Origin of the sequence: Oleiharenicola sp. Vm1 (assembly GCF_047777955.1) — a bacterium.
GTDB lineage: Bacteria > Verrucomicrobiota > Verrucomicrobiia > Opitutales > Opitutaceae > Didemnitutus.
In genome coordinates, this window is the sequence record NZ_CP180537.1 from 3381707 (window position 1) to 3398933 (window position 17227).

The 17227-nt window shown below is 71.3% G+C and carries 14 protein-coding genes, 1 tRNA gene and 1 pseudogene; 8 read left to right on the forward strand and 8 right to left on the reverse strand.

Annotated features, from left to right (window positions below; genetic code table 11):
- The first annotated feature begins 12 nt into the window (after window positions 1-12).
- Together ACMYLB_RS16290 and ACMYLB_RS16295 are read left to right on the forward strand one after the other, a co-directional pair.
- The gene (locus ACMYLB_RS16290) at window positions 13-3111 is read left to right on the forward strand and encodes an efflux RND transporter permease subunit (protein ID WP_415908013.1); all 3099 of its coding nucleotides are present in this window, start codon (window positions 13-15) and stop codon (window positions 3109-3111) included.
- 64 nt (window positions 3112-3175) lie between these two features.
- Entirely contained in the window at window positions 3176-5506 is a 2331-nt protein-coding gene (locus ACMYLB_RS16295; protein ID WP_415908014.1) for an ATP-dependent DNA helicase, read from the forward strand.
- Between the two features lie 12 nt (window positions 5507-5518).
- On the opposite strand, the gene ACMYLB_RS16300 is transcribed toward ACMYLB_RS16295, so the two are convergent.
- Complete coding sequence (locus ACMYLB_RS16300) at window positions 5519-6532, reverse strand: PIN/TRAM domain-containing protein (RefSeq protein ID WP_415908015.1); 1014 nt, start codon at window positions 6530-6532, stop codon at window positions 5519-5521.
- 3 nt (window positions 6533-6535) lie between these two features.
- A complete protein-coding gene (locus tag ACMYLB_RS16305) occupies window positions 6536-6664 on the reverse strand; it encodes a hypothetical protein (RefSeq protein ID WP_415908016.1) in 129 nt (42 codons plus the stop codon).
- 28 nt (window positions 6665-6692) lie between these two features.
- Here ACMYLB_RS16305 and ACMYLB_RS16310 point away from each other — a divergent pair, with 28 nt between their 5' ends.
- Window positions 6693-7115, forward strand: coding sequence for an EVE domain-containing protein (locus tag ACMYLB_RS16310; protein WP_415908017.1), 423 nt, complete (start codon window positions 6693-6695; stop codon window positions 7113-7115).
- 86 nt (window positions 7116-7201) lie between these two features.
- On the opposite strand, the gene ACMYLB_RS16315 is transcribed toward ACMYLB_RS16310, so the two are convergent.
- On the reverse strand, window positions 7202-7528 hold the full coding sequence (locus ACMYLB_RS16315; RefSeq protein WP_415908018.1) for a hypothetical protein: 327 nt from the start codon (window positions 7526-7528) through the stop codon (window positions 7202-7204).
- Entirely contained in the window at window positions 7528-8829 is a 1302-nt protein-coding gene (locus tag ACMYLB_RS16320; protein WP_415908019.1) for a hypothetical protein, read from the reverse strand. Before ACMYLB_RS16320 ends, ACMYLB_RS16315 begins: the two co-directional genes overlap by 1 nt.
- A 61-nt stretch (window positions 8830-8890) precedes the next feature.
- Here ACMYLB_RS16320 and ACMYLB_RS16325 point away from each other — a divergent pair, with 61 nt between their 5' ends.
- From ACMYLB_RS16325 to ACMYLB_RS16340, 4 genes and pseudogenes are all read left to right on the forward strand, one after another.
- Window positions 8891-9751 carry a prephenate dehydrogenase gene (locus ACMYLB_RS16325; protein WP_415908020.1) on the forward strand — a complete coding sequence of 287 codons (861 nt, stop codon included), beginning with the start codon at window positions 8891-8893 and terminating at the stop codon, window positions 9749-9751.
- Between the two features lie 61 nt (window positions 9752-9812).
- Window positions 9813-11071, forward strand: a pseudogene (aroA, locus tag ACMYLB_RS16330) (3-phosphoshikimate 1-carboxyvinyltransferase).
- 7 nt (window positions 11072-11078) lie between these two features.
- Entirely contained in the window at window positions 11079-11738 is a 660-nt protein-coding gene (locus tag ACMYLB_RS16335) for a (d)CMP kinase (RefSeq protein ID WP_415908021.1), read from the forward strand.
- 12 nt (window positions 11739-11750) lie between these two features.
- Complete coding sequence (locus tag ACMYLB_RS16340; RefSeq protein WP_415908022.1) at window positions 11751-12407, forward strand: lysophospholipid acyltransferase family protein; 657 nt, start codon at window positions 11751-11753, stop codon at window positions 12405-12407.
- Between the two features lie 13 nt (window positions 12408-12420).
- Here the strand turns inward: ACMYLB_RS16340 and ACMYLB_RS16345 are convergent, their stop codons facing one another.
- Window positions 12421-13710, reverse strand: coding sequence for a lactate 2-monooxygenase (locus tag ACMYLB_RS16345; protein ID WP_415908023.1), 1290 nt, complete (start codon window positions 13708-13710; stop codon window positions 12421-12423).
- Between the two features lie 89 nt (window positions 13711-13799).
- Between ACMYLB_RS16345 and ACMYLB_RS16350 the strand changes: the two genes are divergently transcribed.
- Window positions 13800-15086 carry a serpin family protein gene (locus ACMYLB_RS16350; RefSeq protein WP_415908024.1) on the forward strand — a complete coding sequence of 429 codons (1287 nt, stop codon included), beginning with the start codon at window positions 13800-13802 and terminating at the stop codon, window positions 15084-15086.
- Between the two features lie 90 nt (window positions 15087-15176).
- Here the strand turns inward: ACMYLB_RS16350 and trpS are convergent, their stop codons facing one another.
- From trpS to ACMYLB_RS16365, 3 genes are all read right to left on the reverse strand, one after another.
- The gene (trpS, locus tag ACMYLB_RS16355; protein WP_415908025.1) at window positions 15177-16145 is read right to left on the reverse strand and encodes a tryptophan--tRNA ligase; all 969 of its coding nucleotides are present in this window, start codon (window positions 16143-16145) and stop codon (window positions 15177-15179) included.
- Window positions 16146-16270: 125 nt separating this feature from the next.
- A complete protein-coding gene (locus tag ACMYLB_RS16360) occupies window positions 16271-16951 on the reverse strand; it encodes a UDP-N-acetylglucosamine diphosphorylase (RefSeq protein WP_415908026.1) in 681 nt (226 codons plus the stop codon).
- 49 nt (window positions 16952-17000) lie between these two features.
- Window positions 17001-17076, reverse strand: a tRNA-Gly gene (locus ACMYLB_RS16365).
- Window positions 17077-17227 lie beyond the last annotated feature (151 nt).

Below are 17227 nucleotides of genomic sequence, written 5' to 3' on the forward strand. Positions count from 1 at the left end.
CCCCGCGCCGCCATGAAGCTCACCGAGTTCGCGGTCAAAAATTTCCAGTTCACCATCATCTTCTTCGTGATGCTGGTCGCGATCGGCTGGCTGTCGTTCCAGTCGATCCCGCGCACGGAGGACCCGCAGCTGTCGTTTCCCGGCTACCACCTCGTGGTCGTCAGCCCCGGCGCCAACCCGGTCGACCTCGAGCGCCTCGTCGCCCGCCCGCTCGAGGACGCGATCAAGGAGCTCGACGACCTGACCAAGCTCCAGTCGACCGTGCGCGACAGCGTCGTGGTCATCGAGGTGGAGTTCAAATACGGCGTCGATATCGACCGCAAATACGACGACCTGCTGCGGCAGGTGAACCAGGTCCGGCCGGCGCTGCCGGCGGGCATCACCAGCTTCGAGGTGAAGAAGGAGCAGACCAACCACGTCGCCATCCTGCAGGTCGCGCTCGTGTCGCCCGACGCGAGCTACGCGCGCCTCCAGGATCTCGCCGAGACGCTCCGCAAGCGCCTCGAGCTCGCGCCGGGCGTGGGCAAGGCCGAGAAGTGGGCCTATCCCGACAAGCAGGTCCGCGTCACCCTCGACCTCGACAAGGTCGCGCGCCTGCAGCTCCCGCTCTCGCGCCTCACCGCGGCGATCGAGGCCGCGAACGTGAACATCCCCGGCGGCTCCGTCGAGACCGGCGGCCGGCGCTTCACGGTGAAGACCAGCGGCAGCTTCGCCTCGCTCGACGAGATCGGCGACACGCCGGTCGTCGGCAGCGGCACCGCCGTCGTGCGCCTGCGCGACGTCGCCGACATCCGCTGGGACTATGAGGACCAGGAGCACATCGGACGCTTCAAGGGCGAACGCGCCGTCTTCGTGACCGTGCAGGCGCAGCAGGGCCAGAACACCTTCGACGTCACCGCCGCGCTGCGCCCGCGCCTCGCGGAGTTCCGCGCCGCGCTGCCGGCCGACGTGCGCCTCGAGGTCGGCTTCGAGCAGGCGCAGAACATCGAGCGCCGCCTCGGCCGGCTGCGCACCGACCTGCTCCTCGCCATCGGACTCGTCGCCCTCACCATCGCGCCGCTGGGTTTCCGCGCCGCCATGCTGGTGATGATCTCGATCCCGCTCTCGCTCGCCATGGGCGTGGCGGCGCTGCACTGGTTCGGCCACTCGCTCAACCAGCTCTCGATCGTCGGCTTCGTCATCGCCCTCGGCCTGCTGGTCGACGACTCGATCGTCGTGGTGGAAAACATCGCGCGCTTCCGCCGCGCCGGCTACGCCCCGCCGGAGGCCGCAATCCAGGCGACCAACCAGATCGCCGTCGCCGTGCTCGGCACCACCGCCACGCTGCTCTTCGCCTTCCTGCCGCTGCTCCTCCTGCCCGGCGGCCCGGGCCTGTTCATCCGCACGCTGCCGCTGGCGGTGGAGGTCACCGTGCTCGCCTCGCTCATCGTCGCGCTCACGATCGTGCCGTTCCTCGCCAGCCGCTTCCTCACCGGCCACGAGGAGGCCGAGGGCAACGCGCTGCTGCGCGGCCTCAAGCACGTGATCCACGTCACCTACCGCCCGGTGCTCCACTGGGCGATGCAGCACCGCCGCACCACGCTGCTCGGCGCCGCCGCGCTCTTCGCCGCCTCGCTCGCGCTGGTGCCCGTGATCGGCTTCAGCCTCTTCCCCAAGTCCGGAACGCCGCAGTTCCTCATCAAGCTGGAGGCGCCGGAGGGCGCCGGCCTCGCCGCCACCGACCGCATCGCACGCCAGGTCGAGGACGCCCTCCGCGCCACGCCCGAGATCGACTGGTGGTTCACCAACGTCGGTCACGGCAACCCCTTCATCTACTACAACGTCAATCCCGCGAACCAGAAGCCGAACGTCGGCGAGATCTACGCGCAGGTGAAGCCGGAGTTCGCCAGCGACACGCGCACGCCGGTCATCCTCGCCCGCCTGCGGCAGAAACTCGCCGGCCTCGCCGGCGCCGAGATCCTCGTGCGCGAATTCGAACAGGGCCCGCCGATCGAGGCCCACATCGCCGTGCGCATCTTCGGCGACGACCTCGACCAGCTCGCCCGCCTCGCCGCCGAGGTCGAGACTGTCCTCCGCCGCACGCCGGGCACGGAGAACGTCTCCAATCCCGTCCGCACCCGCCGCACCGACCTGCGCGTGCGCATCGACCGCCCCGCCGCCGCGCTCCTCGGTGTGCCCGACGCCGAGATCGACCGCGCCGTGCGCCTCGCCCTCGCGGGCTTGAACGTCGCGCGCTTCCGCGAGGCTGACGGCGACGAATACAACATCCAGCTCGCCCTCCCGCGCGGCGAGCACGCCGACCTCGCGCGCTGGCAGAAGATCCAGGTGCAGACCGGCAGCGGCGCCTTCGTGCCGCTGGCGCAGGTCGCCACGCTGGAATTCGACTCCGCCCCCGCCGTCATCCTGCGCTACCTGCGCGAGCGCTGCGTCATCGTCACCGCCTACGTGCAGGACGGCCACAACGTCGACAAGACCACGCAGCGCGTCGCCGCCGAGCTGGCCCGGACGAAATGGCCCGCCGGCTACCGCCACGAGTTCGGCGGCGAGGTCGCCAGCCGCAAGGAGAGCTTCGGCGGCCTCGGCTCGGCGATCGTCGTCGCGGTCTTCGGCATCCTCGCGATCCTCGTGCTCGAGTTCCGCAGCTTCCGCGGCACCTTCATCGTCGCCTCGATCATCCCGCTCGGGGTCATTGGCGGCATCGTCGCGCTCTGGCTCACGGGCTACTCGCTCTCGTTCACCGCCACCGTCGGCTTCGTCGCGCTCATCGGCATCGAGATCAAGAACTCGATCCTGCTCGTCGACTTCACCAACCAGCTCCGCGCCCGCGGCGTGCCGCTGCGGGAGGCGATCGAGCAGGCCGGCGAGGTGCGCTTCCTGCCCGTCGTGCTCACCACGCTCACCGCGCTGGGCGCGCTCGTGCCGCTCGCCGTCCAGCGCGCCGGGCTCTACTCGCCGCTGGCCATCGTCATCATCGGCGGACTCCTCAGCTCGCTCCTGCTCTCGCGCATCGTCACGCCCGTGCTCTACAGCCTGATGCCGCCGCCCGGTCCGGAGAACGCCGCGGCCGCCGCGCCGACCCCGACCGCGCCCGAACCGGCGCCCACCGCCTGATCCGGCAATCGCTTCTTGTCATCCGCCCGCCGGCACGCGAAGCCATGAGCCCCTTTCGCGTGCCATGCAATTCTCCCTCGCCACCCAGACCGCCAGCCTGAGCGTGGGGGAGTTTTCCGACTTCGCCCTCGGTCCGCGCGAGGGCGGCGGCGGCTCCGCCGGCGTCTGGCGCGCCCAGCTCGGCCAGCACTGGCACAACGAGCTCCGCGCCCAGACCGAGCGCGAGCACACGGTGGACGGCTCGCTCCGCCCCGATGTCGCCTTCGAGATCCCGATCGAGGGCCGCCTCGTCCACCGCGGCTGGACGCTCGCGCTGGCGGGCCGCATCGACCAGCTGGTCGGCTCGACCTTGCGCGAGATCAAGACCGTCACGCGCCCGCTGCCCGCGGACGAGCCCGTGCTGCGCGCCGACTACAGCCCGTATTTTCTCCAGCTCGCGACCTACGTCGTCCTCCGCCGCCTCCAGGGCGCGCGCGAGGTGCGGGCGGAGCTCGTCTTCGTCGAGGCCGGCTCCGGTCTCGCCCAGACGCTCGCGCTCACCGCGTTCGACGAGGCGCTGGTCACGCACCAGCTCGACGCCGTCGTCGAGTTCCTCGAGCTGCAGCGCCGCGCCGCCGCGCGGCGCCACCGCCTCGCGTTCCAGTCGCCCTTTCCCTCGCTCCGCCCGGGCCAGGAAACCATCCACGCCGATCTCGCCGCCGCGTTCGGCCGCGCGCCCGTCGTCCTGCTCGAGGCGCCGACCGGCTACGGCAAGACCGGCTGCGCGCTCGAGTTCGCGCTCGGGGAGCTCCGGTCCGCCCGCTACGACCGGCTGGTCTGGCTGACAGGCAAATCCACCGGCCAGCTGCAGGTGGTCGAGACGCTCCGCCGCATGACCGCCGCCCCGGGCGACCTCGCGTTCTGGCAGGTGCGCAACAAGGGCGAGCACTGCATCAACGTCGAGTTTCACTGCGTGCGCGACAGCTGCGGCTTCCTCGCCGGCGCCGAGGAGCGCTGGCCCGCGAGCGGGCTCGCCCGCTTCTACCGCGACCCGGCGCAGGCCCGCGACCTCGACACCCTCCGCGCCGCCGGCCGCGAGGCGCACCTCTGTCCCTACGAGATCACGCGCACCGCGCTCGCGTTCAACGACGTCTGGATCGGCGACTACAACTACGTCTTCGCCCCCGACAACCGCGGGCTGTTCTTCGACCAGCCCGGCTTCGATCCCGCGCGCACGCTGCTGATCGTCGACGAGGCGCACAACCTGCCCTCGCGCGTCGCCGCCGCCTACTCGCACACGGCCCACGACGGCGACGTGCGCGCGCTCCTCGCCGAGCTCGACCACCAGCGCGCGCCGACGCCGCTCGTCCTCGCCGTCGAGACCTGGGCGCGCACGCTCGCCAGCGTCCCGCCCTGCGAGGTGCTCGACGGCGCGCTCGAGGCCGATGCGCGCGACGCCCTCGACCGGCTCGCCGAGCTCGTCACCACGCTGCCCCTCGACTACGCCGCCCTCGGCCCGCACCACAGCGAGACGCTCTGGCAGTTCGCCAAGCTCCACGACTTCCTGCACGATCCGCGGCTGCGCCGCCTGCTCTGGTCGCGCCGCGCGGGCGAGCTGGAGTTCACCTGCGTCGACGCCACCGAGGCCATCGGCGAATCGCTCGCGGCCTTCGGCGGGACGCTGCTGATGTCGGCCACCCTGGCGCCGTTCGATTCCTTCGCCGCCTCCTGCGGCGTGACAAACCACGCCACGCTCCGCGCACCGGCGCCGTGGCGCCACGGCGCCTACGACGTCGCGGTGGACCTCCGCGTCTCCACCACCCTCCGCGGGCGCGCCGCGAGCTACGGCACCACCGCGGAGACGATCGAGCGGCTCCACGCCGCCTCGGGGCGCGCCGTCGCCGTCTTTTTCCCGTCCTACGCCTACGCCGAAAGCGTCCTGCGCGCGCTCGACCAGATCGGCTCGCCGCTGCGCGCGTCGCTCCAGCCGAAGCTCCCCGACCTCGCCGCGCAGGCCGCGTGGGTCGAGGAGACGCTGGCGCTGGCCGACGCGCTGTTCCTCGTGCTCGGCAGCAGCTTCGCCGAGAGCATCGACCTGCTCGGCGGCCGCGTGTCGCACGCCATGGTCGTCGGCCCCGCGCTGCCCGAGGTGAACGCCGTGCAGCGCGCCCGCCTCGACGCCTTCAGCGCGCTCGGCCGCGACGCCGCCTTCCGCCGCGTCTACCAGATTCCCGGCCTGCAGAAGGTGAACCAGGCCCTCGGCCGCCTCGTGCGCGGCCCCGGCCACCACGCCAAGGTGCTGCTGCACTGCCAGCGCTTCGCCGAGACGAGCTACGCCTCGCTGCTCGATCCCGAATGCCAGCACTACCGCGAGGTCTTCACCGCCGCCGACCTCGCCGCGTGGCTGGACGCGTAAGCCGCCGCGGCCTCAACCGGCCTCGGCCTCGCCGAGCAGGTTGGCGAAGATCATCTTGCCGCCGCTGGTCGGCAGCACGCCGGTGATCTCGGCGGTGACACGCTTGCCGAGGTAGGCGCGGCCGTTGTTCACCACCACCATCGCGCCGTCGCTGAGATAGCCGACTGCCTGGCCCTCGTCCTTGCCGGGCTTGCTCAACTCCACCTCGATGCTCTCGCCGATGACGATTTCGGGGCGCAGCGCCTTGTCGAGCGCGTGCAGGTTCAGCCAGGCCACGCCGTGGAACTGCGCCATCTTGGCGAGATTGTAGTCGGTCGTGAGGAGCTTCGCGCGCATCGACTGCGCGAGGAAGACGAGCTTCGCCTCCAGATCCTGGCGGCGCGTCACCTCGCTCTGGTGGATGCGGATGTCGAGATGCTTGATCCGGCGCAGCTCGTTGAGCACCTCGAGCCCGCGGCGGCCGCGCGCCTGCTTCACCGGGTCGGACGAATCCGCCACCGCCTGCAGCTCGCTGAGCACGAAGGAGGGGATCACCAGCGCCGCGCCGAGGAACTGCGTCTCGCAGATGCGCGCGATGCGGCCGTCGATCAGCGCGCTCGTATCGACCACCACCAGCGGCACGTCGACGTCGTGCGGCACGAAGCGCACGTAGGGGATCACGAGGTTGAACTCGTCCTTCCCGCGCAACGCGATCACGGCGCCGAGGTAGCTGCAGATCAGGAACAGCGCGAGCTGGCTCAGGTAGATCATCTGCTCGTCCGCCCGCTTCAGCAGCGGCGAGGTGCCGAGCAGCCACGCCACCAGTGCCCCGATGGCCAGGCCGAAGGTGATGGCCGACAGCCCGCGCAACGAGAAGCCCTTGAGCAGCACGTCCACCAGCACGACAAGGATGCCGATCAGCGTCCCCACCGCCACCGCCACGCCGCGATAGCGGTCCCACTCCGGGATCGTGTAGCACAGCAGCCACGAGCCGAGCACACAGAGGACGAGGAAGCAGAGGCGGATGACAAAAAGCGTTTTCTTCATGCGTCAATGCCCCCCGCGCCGCAGCCACCACAGCACCAGGAACGGCAACACCAGGAAGAGGAGCATCACCCCGTAAAGGATCCATTGCGCTCGCTGCGCTTTCCGCATCAACTCGGGATCTTGCTCCTCCATGGCGGCAAGAAACCCCGCTCCCCCACGCATGACAACGCAATACTGGCTCGTGAAACAGGAACCCGAGGACTACTCGTGGGACGACTTCGTCCGCGACGGCGCCACCGCCTGGACCGGCGTCCGCAACTACGCCGCGCGCAATCATCTCAAGGCCATGCGCGCCGGCGACGAGGTGCTCTTCTATCACAGCGGCGACGCCAAGAGCATCGTCGGCCTGGCGAAGGTGAAGCGCGCCGCGTTCCCCGACCCCACCGCCGACTCGCCCGACGAGGGCTGGGTCGCCGTCGAGCTCGCGCCGGTCAAGCCGCTGCCGGCCGCGGTGACACTTGCGCAGGTCAAGGCCGACGCCGCGTTGAAGGACATCGCCCTCGTCCGCATCAGCCGTCTCTCCGTGCAACCGGTGCAGCCCGCGGAATTCGCGCGGCTCATGAAGCTGGCCGGCGGGAAGTGACCGGCGGCCGCGCGCGGACCGTCCGCCGGCGCGCGGCGCCCATCCCAGCGCAAACGGGCCGCCGAATCAGTCCTCGCCCAGCCGCGTCAGGTCCACCTCGACCACCACGCGGAATCCCCGCGTCCGCATCCGCTCGTGGCGGGGGCGCGGATGACCTTCCCGCCCTCCGTCCACACCGCCGCCTCGGGATTCTGGGCTCCGCCGGCGCTCGCGATCCACTCGGTCAGCCCGCCGTCCAGGTCCTCGAAATCCGGCCCTGCCGCCAGCGCCGTGCGCAACTCCTGCTCGCTCGGCAGCCGCACGCGCCAGCCGAGCACCCAGCCGAGCCGCCGGCAAAATTCCTCCGCCTCCGCGTAGGTCGGCGAATCCACCGGCCGCTCTCCGCCCGGGTTCCGGCTCGGATTCGTGCTCATCACCTGGGCGAATTCCGCCTGCCGCACGCCGGCCCGGAGCATCGCGCCCGACCCGACGCCGAGGGAGCCAGCTGGTCATAGACGCGATCCTGCAGCGCTGCGAGGTCGCCCGCCCGCAGCTGGAGAAAGGCCAGCGCGGTGCGCAGCTCGGCGTCGTGCGGACGGGCCTTCGGGAAACGCGTGCGCAGCTCCTCCACCGCCGCCATGCCGGCCCGCACGCTCTGCTGGGCCTGGAAAACCTGCCGGTGCCGGAGGAAGCGCCGGGCCTCGTCGCGCCGCGCCGCCGCCACTCGCTCCGGCTCGTCGGCCAGCAGCGACTGCCGCTCTGCCTCGATTTCCTCCGGCCGCTCGAGCGAGGCGAAAGGGCTGCCGGCGAAGCGCTCGTTGAGCTGCTGCTGCGCGGCGGCGGCGGCCACGAGTTCCTGCACCGCCTCGTCCGTCCGCTCCGCCGCGCGCAGCTGGCGCGCCCGCTGCACGTGCCCGTTCACCTGCCCGGTCAGCCCGTCCGCCGTCAGCGCCGCGATCTCCGCGTCGAGCCGCGCCATCGCCGACGGATCCGCCCGGCTGGTGTGCGAAAACTCGCGGTTCAGCCGCTCCTGCAGCTCCCGCGCCTCGCGGAACAGCCGGCGCGCCTCCTCCCACCGCGCCGCCGCCAACGCCGCCCGCGCCGCCGCGGTCTTCGTCGCCACCGCCGCCTGCACCGGCTCGGCCGCCAGTTCGGCCAGCTCGCGCTGCAGCCGCAATTCCCGGTCGAGGCTCCGGCCGGCCGCCGCGCCGCCGGCGTTGGCCTCGCGTTGCAGCCGCAGCGCTACGCGCAGTTGCGCCGCCGCCCCCGCGACGTCGCCCTCGCCCTGCCTGCTCCGCGCCGTCTCCTCCGCCGCCTCGCTGCGCCGCCCCAGCTGCCACCCGCGGGCTTCCGCCAGGCGCGCCTCCGTGCGGCGCAGGTCCTCGAACAGCGCCGCCGTCCGCGCCGGACGCAGCTCCGCCAGCCGTCGCTGCGCGGCCGCCAGATCCTCCAGCCGCCGGATCGCCTCCTCCGGCAAAAGCGCCGCCTCGTCCGCCGCCGCCCGCGCCTCGTCCAGCCGGCGCTCCGCCACGACGGCCGCGGCCGCGCGCTCCGCCTTCGCCCGCGCGGCCGCGCGCCGGGCCGACCCGAACCACCCGCCCGCCGCCGCCAACGCCAGCACAACGATCACGATGGCCGCCGCACGCCGGCGCCGCCTCCGTGTCACGGGATTCGTCCCGCACTCGGCTTCCTGCTCGAAGCGCACCTTCGCAGCATCGCGCGCTTTTCGCGTCATGGCAACGCGATTGCCGCCCGCGCGCTGGACAACCGCGCCGCGAACCGGTTACGTGCGCCGGATGCACCCGCGGCTCGCCATCCTCGCGCCCGGCCTGCTCGGCGGTTCCGTCGCGCAGGCGGCGAAGCATTTCGGCGCCGCCAGCCACGTCACGCTCTGGGCCCGCAAGCCCGAGGCGCGCCTCCAGCTCCGCGCGCAGCCGTGGTGCGACGCCGTCGGTGACACGCCCGCGGCCGCCGCGCGCGACGCCGACCTCGTGGTGATCTGCGCGCCGGTCGACCGCATCGTGCCGCTCGCCCAGGAAATCGCGCCCGCGCTGGCGCCGCACGCCATCGTCACCGACGTCGGCAGCGTGAAGGCCGAGATCTGCCGCCACGCCACCGCCGCCCTCGCGGGTCGCGCCACCTTCGTCGGCTCCCACCCGATGGCCGGCTCGGAAAAGACCGGCTGGGAGCACGCCCGGCCCGACCTGTTCGCGCACCGCGTCGTCTTCGTCACCCCGCGCGAGGACACCGCGCCCGCCGCCGCGGAACGCGTCGCCGCCTTCTGGCACGCCCTCGAGGCCGAGGTCGCGACCGTCGCGCCCGACGTCCACGACGAGATCGTGGCCCACATCAGCCACCTGCCGCAGGTGCTGGCCTCGACGCTCTGCGCCGCCCTCGCCCGCCGCGAACACGGCTGGCGCAACTTCTCCGGCGGCGGCCTGCGCGACACCACGCGCATCGCCGCCAGCGACCCGAAGCTCTGGAAAACCATCCTCGAGCAGAACCGCGACGAGGTCCTCCGCGCCCTGCGCGCCTATCAGGACGAGCTGCACGGCATGGAGCGCGCCCTCGCCAACCGCGACTGGTTCGAGGTCCAGGCCATCCTCGAGCGCGGCCGCGCCTACCGCGACCAGTTCCGCCCGCCGCCCCAAGCGTAGCTGCCCTGCGGGAGCGCGCCGGCGCGCGACGAATCGCGCCCCCGGTCCTCCCCCGCCTCCGATGCCGCACTACCCGCCCGAACTTCCGATCCCGCCCTTCACCCGCCCGGTGCGCGGCCGCGTCGCCCTGCCCGGCTCGAAGAGCATCACCAACCGCGCGCTCATCCTCGCCGCGCTGTCCGACCGCACCGTCACCCTGCGCGGCGCGCTCTTCAGCCGCGACACGCGCATCATGATCGCCGCGCTCCGCGCCCTCGGCTTCGCGGTGGACTTCGACGAGACCGCGCTGACGATCACGATCACCGGCCGCGGCGGCGTGATCCCGCACCGCGAGGCCCGCATCGACGTGGGCAACGCCGGCACGGCGGCGCGCTTCCTCACCGCCTTCGTCTGCCTGCGTCCCGACGGCGTCTATCACTTCGACGGCGACGCGGCCATGCGGCGCCGCCCGATCGGCGCGCTGCTCGATGCGCTGGCGATGCAAGGCGCGCAGGCCGACGCACGCAGCTTCCCTTCACGCTGCGCACGGCCGGGCTGCCCGGCGGCCCGGTCGCGCTCGACGCCTCCGAGAGCAGCCAGATGCTCTCCGCCCTCCTGATGGTCGCGCCGCACGCCCGCACGCCGCTGCAGGTGCGCCTGACGAGCGAGGCCGGATCGAAGCCGTTCGTCGTCATGACCGAGGCGATGGTTAAGCAGTTCTCGCCCGCCCCCGCCGGCTACGACATCGAGGGCGACGCGTCGGCCGCCAGCTACTTCCTCGCCCTGCCGCTCGTCACCGGCGGCGAGCTCGCCCTGCCCAACTACCACGGCACGCTCCAGGGCGACTTCCAGTTCCGCGACGTCCTCGCCGAGGTCGGCCTGCAGACCGCGACCCGCGACGGCGTGTTCGCCTGCACCGCGCCGCGCGGCGCGCGCCACCGCGCCGTCCGCCGCAGCTTCCGCGAGTTCTCCGACACCTTCCTCACCCTCGCCGCGCTCGCGCCGCTGCTCGACGGGCCGACGTTCATCTCCGGCATCGCGCACACGCGCAAGCAGGAGACCGACCGCGTCGCCGGCATGGCCCGCGAGCTGCGCAAGCTCGGCCAGCACGTGATCGAGCAGGAGGACTCCCTCGAGATCCACCCGCGTCCGCTGGTGCCGGACGTGACGATCGAGACCTATCACGACCACCGCTTCGCCATGAGCTTCGGCATCCTCGGCTGCCACGACCTCCGCGGCGACGGCCGGCCCTGGCTGACGATCAAGGACCCGGCGTGCTGCACCAAGACCTTCCCGGAATTCTTTGACTTGCTGGCCCGCCTGCACGCTGGCTCACATTGAAGCGCGCATGGGCTCCTCGCCTTTCATCATTGTCGCCATCGACGGCGGCGCCGCCTCCGGCAAATCCAGCTCGTCCCGCATCCTGGCGGAGCGGTTCAACCTGCTGCACGTCGACACCGGCTCGTTCTACCGCCACCTCACGAGCGAGCTGCTCCGCCGCGGCGTGCCCCACACCGACCTGCCGGCCCTGCGCGCGGTGCTGCCGGAGCTGAAGTTCGACACCCGCCTCGAGGGCCGCTCGGCCCGCATGCTCATCGGCGGCCAGCCCGCCGGCGACGAGATCCGCAGCGCCGCGGTCAACGAGCACGTCGCCCACTACGCCGCCGTGCCGGAGGTGCGCGAAGTCCTCATCGGCTACCAGCGCGGCCAGGCCGACGTCGCGCGGCAGCACGGTTTCCGCGGCCTCGTGATGGAGGGGCGCGACATCGGCTCGAAGATCTTCCCCGCGGCGGACTGCCGATTCTTCCTCTTCGCCGACCCCGCCGAGCGCGCCAAGCGCCGCGCCGCCGAGGGCCGCCAGGACGTCATCGGCCAGCGCGACACGATCGACAGCGTGCGGCTCAACCAGAGCGCGCAGGGCGCCATCGCGATCGACAGCACCTTCCTCACGCTCGAGCAGGTGGTCGACCGCCTCGCCGCCGACATCGCCGCCAAGCTCGGCGCCTGACCCTTCCCGCCGATGCACACGACCGACCACCTCGCGATGACGCCGTTCTACGCGTTCTTCCACTACTGGATGGCGCAGTGGCACGCGATGTGGTTCCGCGGCGAGGTCGTCGGCACCGGCCACATCCCCGCGCGCGGGCCGTTTCTCATCGCCGGCAACCACGCCAGCCACCTCGACCCGCCGTTCGTCGGCTGCCAGGTGCCGCGCCAGATGCGCTTCTTCGCCCGCAAGACGCTGTGGAGCGGCAAGGCTTTCAGCTGGTGGCTCGACCAGGTGGAATGCATCCCGGTCGACCGCGACAGCGGCGACGTCGGTGCGATCCGCAAGGTCCTGCAGGCGCTCCACGCCGACCGCGCCGTCGTGCTCTTTCCCGAGGGCACGCGCTCGCTCGACGGCCACCTGCAGAAGCCCAAGGCCGGCGTCGGCCTGATGGCGTGCAAGACCGGCGCGCCGGTCGTGCCGGTGCGCATCTACGGCTCCTACGAGGCCTTCGGCAAAGGCGCGGTGTTCCCGCGCTTCGGCACGCCCGTCGACGTCGTCTTCGGCCCGCCGATCACCGCCGCCGAATACGACGAGCCCGCCGCCGGCAAGGAGCGCTACCAGATCGCGAGCGAGCGCATCTTCGCCCGCATCGCCGCCCTGCCGCGTCCGCGCTACGCGGTGATCTGAGGCCGCGCCGGCGCTACGCCACGCAGTCGCGCCGGATCTCCCCGACGCTTCGGCAACCCGCGAGGCCCAGCGTCAGGTCGAACTCGGCCAGCACGTTCGCGACCACCTCGCGCACGCCCGCCTCGCCCGCCACGGCCAGGCCATAGACGTAGGGCCGTCCGAGGCAGACCGCCGTCGCGCCGAGCGCCAGCGCCTTGAACACGTCGGCGCCGCCGCGCACGCCGCTGTCGAAGAGCACGGGGATTTTCCCGCCGACCGCCTCGACGACGCCGGGCAACGCGTCGAGCGACGCGATCTCGCCGTCGATCTGCCGTCCGCCGTGATTGGAAACGACGATGCCGTCGGCGCCGTGCGCGACCGCCAGCCGCGCGTCCTCGGCGTGCAGGATGCCCTTGAGCACGATCGGGAGCCGGGTGTGCTGGCGGAGGAACTTCAGGTCGTCCCACGTGAGGTTCGCGCGCGAGTAGGTCGCCACGAAGCGCGCCACCGCCGCGCGCGGTTCGCCCGACGCGAGGTTTCTCAGAAGTCCGCCCGGGAAATTCGCCTTCTGCGTCAGCGCCGTGGCGATCGTCGGGAGAGTGAGCGGCGGCCTTGCTTCTGCCGCGCGGCTAGGGACGGTTGCCCCCAACCGCCCTTCCCTCACCTCGCGCATGAACACCGGATCGCTCGTATACTGCGCGATGCCCTTGCCCTGCAGGAACGGCAGGTAACCCAGCCCGAGGTCGCGCGGCCGCCAGCCGAGCATCGTCGTGTCGAGCGTGAGGACGATCGCGTCGCAGCCGCACGCCTCCGCGCGCCGCACGAACGAGGCCACGACGTCGTTCGACTTGCTCCAGTAGAGCTGGAACCAGCGCGGCGCAGCGCCCATCGCCGCGGCGCAGCGCTCCATCGGCACCGAGGCCTGGTTCGAGAAGATGTGCGGCACGCCCAGCGCCGCCGCCGCGCGCGCGACCGCGAGGTCGGCGTCCGGATGCGCCATCTCCGCCACGCCGATCGGCGCGAGCAGGAGCGGCGCGGGCAGCCTCCGGCCGAACAGCTCGACCGACAGGTCGCGCGACTCGCAGTCGCGCAGCCGGCGCGGCACGATCCGCCAGCGGTCGAGCGCGGCGCGGTTGGCCTCCATCGTCCCCTCCCGTCCGGCTCCGCCCGCCACGTAGGCGAACGCCTCCGGCGCCAGCGCGGCCTGCGCGGCGCGCTCCAGTTCGGCCGGCGCCACCGGCACCCGCGGCCGCTTGCCGCCGACGCCGGCAAGGTAGATCTCACGCTGCCGCGACCGGCCGATGTCCGAGTGGGGTTGGGGCATGCCCCGAGCTTGGCCAAGCGCGCCGCCTCCGCAAGTGGCTTGGCAGAATGGCGTGGCTAATAAACGGCGCCCTGTCACGTAGTGAGGACATGCCCCGCTACCTCGTCCCCGTCCTCGGCGCCCTCAGCCTCTGGGCCGCCCCGCTGGCTCCGGCCAAGCCCATGCCCACAATTGCCGCCGACTCGATAAACCGTCTCGGGCTCGAACTCTACCGCGCGCAATTGCCGGAGGCCGGCCCATCCGGCGTGCTGCTTTCCCCCTACTCGATCAGCACTGCGCTCGCGATGACCTATTGCGGCGCGGAGGGCGAGACGCACGCGGAAATGCAACGCGTGCTCCATTTCCCCGCCGATCCCGGCCTGACGAGCGGATCGTTCGAGGCGCTCGCGCGCCAGCTCACCGACGTCGTCCGCCTGTCGCAGCAGCGCGTCGAGTCGCTGCGCCGGGACGGCGGCGACGAGACGCCGATGCAGCTCAATGTGGCCAACCGGCTCTTCGTGCAAGACGGCTACGCCCTACGCGACGCCTTCATCTCCCGGCTGCGGGAACGCTTTGACGCCGCACCGGAGCAACTGGATTTCCGGAGAAACTCCGCGGCGGCGCGCGAGCACATCAACGCCTGGGTCGCGCAAAAGACCCAGGACCGCATCCGCGACCTGCTGCCCGCCGGCCAGCCGTCGCCGGACGCCCGCGGCGTGCTGGTGAATGCCCTCTACCTCAAGGCGGCCTGGGAGAACGAATTCTACGCCGGGGCGACGCAGTCCGAACCCTTTCATCTGCCGGGCGGCACGCGCGCCGACGTGGCCACGATGCGCGCGACCCGCTCCCTCGGTTACGAAAAACGCGACGGCTACTCCGTCGTCACCGTGCCCTACCAGACCGGCCGGCTTCAGTTTGTGCTCGTGGTGCCCGATGCCACCGACGGACTCGCCGCGGTCGAACGCACGCTCACGGCGGAGAACCTCGCGTCCTGGACACGTCTCCACGCCACGAAAGTCGCGCTGCATCTCCCGTCCTTCAAGCTCGCCCCTCCCACCCTGTCGCTCGCGCGCGCACTGAAATCTCTGGGCCTGAAAAACGCCTTCGACCGCCCGCGCGGCAGCGCGAACTTCGACGGCATGGCGCCGCGCACGCCCGACACCTATTTCTACATCGGAGAGGTTTTCCACCGGACCTGGCTCTCGCTCGACGAGCACGGCACGGAAGCCACTGCGGCGACCGCCGTCGTGATGCTGGCGGGCACGTCCGTCTCGCTCCACCCCGAGCCGCCTCCGGTGGAAGTGCGCGCCGATCGACCTTTCCTGTTCGCGATTCAACACGTGGACTCCGGCGCCTGCCTGTTTCTCGGGCGCGTGATGGATCCGAGAGCGGAGTGAGGCCGGGGACGTGCGGCGGTCGCACCGCCCCGGCGGCGGCCCCAGTGTCACGCAACCGACGCTGCGATCAACGGCCGCGAAAACTCGCGTTCACCGCAGCCCGCAGTTCTTGCGGGCGCGGGCGAGGGTCTGCTCGGCCACGGCGCGGGCGCGGGCGGCGCCGTCGCGGAGGACCTGCTCGACGTAGTCGGGATTCGCCGCGAGTTCGGCGCGCTTGGCGCGGTAGGGCGCGAAGTAGTCCCAGTAGTGCGCGAAGAGTGCCTTCTTGAGGTCGCCGTAACCGAGTCCGCCGGCGCGGAGGCGGTGCTCGAAGTCGGTTGCGACGTCGGCGGGGGCGAAGAGCTTGAGCAGCTGGATGGCGAGGTTCTTGTCGGCGTCGGGCTTGGGCTCCTGCGGCGTGCGCGAGTCCATGACGATGCCCATGATCTTTTTCCGCAGCACCTTTTCGTCGCCGAAGATCTCGATCGTGTTGCCGTAGCTCTTGGACATCTTCTGGCCGTCGAGGCCGGGGATGACGGCGACGCTCTCGCTGATGCGCTCCTCGGGGATGACGAAGGTCTCGCCGTAGGCCAGGTTGAACTTGATGGCGATGTCGCGCGTCATCTCGAGGTGCTGCTTCTGGTCCTTGCCGACGGGGACGACGTTCGTGTCGAACAGGAGGATGTCGGCGGCCATGAGCACCGGATAGGCGAAGAGGCCGAAGTTGGCCTCGATGCCCTTCGCGGTCTTGTCCTTGTAGCTGTGCGCGCGCTCGAGCAGGCCCATGGGGGTGAGCGAGCCGATCAGCCAGGTGAGTTCGCAGACCTCGGGGATGTCACTCTGGCGCCAGAACACGGCCTTCTGCGGATCGAGGCCGCAGGCCAGCCAGTCGAGGGCGATGCCGTGGGTGAAGGCCCGGCGCTGGCCGGCGTCGGTCAGCGCGGTCATGGAGTGGTAGTCCGCGATGAAGTAGAACGCGTCGCCCCCCGCCTGCAGTTCGATGGCGGGCCGCATGGCGCCGAAATAATTGCCGATGTGCAGGGTGCCGGAGGGCGTGATGCCGGTGAGAACGCGAGGCATGACCGATAGTCGAGGGATGAGGGATGAAAGACGGGTTGAGCATCTCGACCGATTCCGCCGGCGCTGAAAAGCGCGAAATCTGTCCAGCACCGGCCCGGCCGGGCCGAAACCGCCGCCCGCTCCGCTCAGTCGCGGCGCGGAAGCGTGGTGATCGCGGTGCGGGAACGGGCGATCGTGGCCGCGGGCAGGTAGCCGCTGAAGGGCGTGCAGGGCATCACCAGCGCGCGCGGGCCGAGCAGCGAGCCGGGGTTGAGCACGGCGTTGCAGCCGACCTCGGCCTTGTCGCCGAGCACGGCGCCGAACTTGCGCAGGCCGGTGCCGACGGGCCCCGCCGGCAGGCGGACCACGACTTCGCCCTGGTCGAGGCGGAGATTCGAGCAGATGACACCCGCGCCGAGGTGGGCCTTGTTGCCGAGGATGGAATCGCCGACGTAGTTGTAGTGCGGCGCCTGCACGCCATCGAGCAGCAGGCAGTTCTTGAACTCGCTCGCATTGCCCAGCACGCAGCCCTCGCCCGCGATGACGTTGCCGCGGATGAAGGCCCCGGGGCGGATCTCCGTGCCCGCGCCGATCCAGGCCGGGCCGATGATCGTGGCATAGGGCGGCAGCCGGACCGAGCGGTCGAGCCAGACCTTGCCCTCGAGATGGACGCCCGGCGGGATCGCCAGCGCGTGGTGGCCGTATTCGACCGAGGCCAGCGCGAGGCCGATCTTCTTCAGCCATTCCCACGGCGGCACATCGGCCGGGAAGAACGGGGCAAAACGCGCCAGCGACGGCGGAAGGGCGAAGAACTCGGAAGCGTTCACGCTCCGAGGGATAATAAAAAAACCGCTGGAAACCAGCGGTTTTTGAAAGTGGAGCGGGCGAAGAGACTCGAACTCTCGACGTCCACCTTGGCAAGGTGGTGCTCTACCAACTGAGCTACGCCCGCGTGAGAGAGGCCGAGGTAAGAGTCGCTGCGTTTCGCCGTCAACGAGAATTTTTTAGACAATCCCACTCCCCCGCCCACCCCGACAAAATCCCGCTCGCCGGTGCCGCAAAACGAGCCAAATTCGGGAAATCCTTGGCATGGTTCCGGCATC

Coding starts and splice junctions, on each gene's coding strand:
- ACMYLB_RS16350 (WP_415908024.1), top strand. CDS start 13,800: ATGCCCCGCTACCTCGTCCCCGTCCTCGGCGCCCTCAGCCTCTGGGCC.
- trpS (WP_415908025.1), bottom strand. CDS start 16,145: ATGCCTCGCGTTCTCACCGGCATCACGCCCTCCGGCACCCTGCACATC.
- ACMYLB_RS16335 (WP_415908021.1), top strand. CDS start 11,079: ATGGGCTCCTCGCCTTTCATCATTGTCGCCATCGACGGCGGCGCCGCC.
- ACMYLB_RS16305 (WP_415908016.1), bottom strand. CDS start 6,664: ATGGAGGAGCAAGATCCCGAGTTGATGCGGAAAGCGCAGCGAGCGCAA.
- ACMYLB_RS16320 (WP_415908019.1), bottom strand. CDS start 8,829: ATGACGCGAAAAGCGCGCGATGCTGCGAAGGTGCGCTTCGAGCAGGAA.
- ACMYLB_RS16325 (WP_415908020.1), top strand. CDS start 8,891: ATGCACCCGCGGCTCGCCATCCTCGCGCCCGGCCTGCTCGGCGGTTCC.
- ACMYLB_RS16310 (WP_415908017.1), top strand. CDS start 6,693: ATGACAACGCAATACTGGCTCGTGAAACAGGAACCCGAGGACTACTCG.
- ACMYLB_RS16315 (WP_415908018.1), bottom strand. CDS start 7,528: ATGAGCACGAATCCGAGCCGGAACCCGGGCGGAGAGCGGCCGGTGGAT.
- ACMYLB_RS16345 (WP_415908023.1), bottom strand. CDS start 13,710: ATGCCCCAACCCCACTCGGACATCGGCCGGTCGCGGCAGCGTGAGATC.
- ACMYLB_RS16295 (WP_415908014.1), top strand. CDS start 3,176: ATGCAATTCTCCCTCGCCACCCAGACCGCCAGCCTGAGCGTGGGGGAG.
- ACMYLB_RS16340 (WP_415908022.1), top strand. CDS start 11,751: ATGCACACGACCGACCACCTCGCGATGACGCCGTTCTACGCGTTCTTC.
- ACMYLB_RS16300 (WP_415908015.1), bottom strand. CDS start 6,532: ATGAAGAAAACGCTTTTTGTCATCCGCCTCTGCTTCCTCGTCCTCTGT.
- ACMYLB_RS16290 (WP_415908013.1), top strand. CDS start 13: ATGAAGCTCACCGAGTTCGCGGTCAAAAATTTCCAGTTCACCATCATC.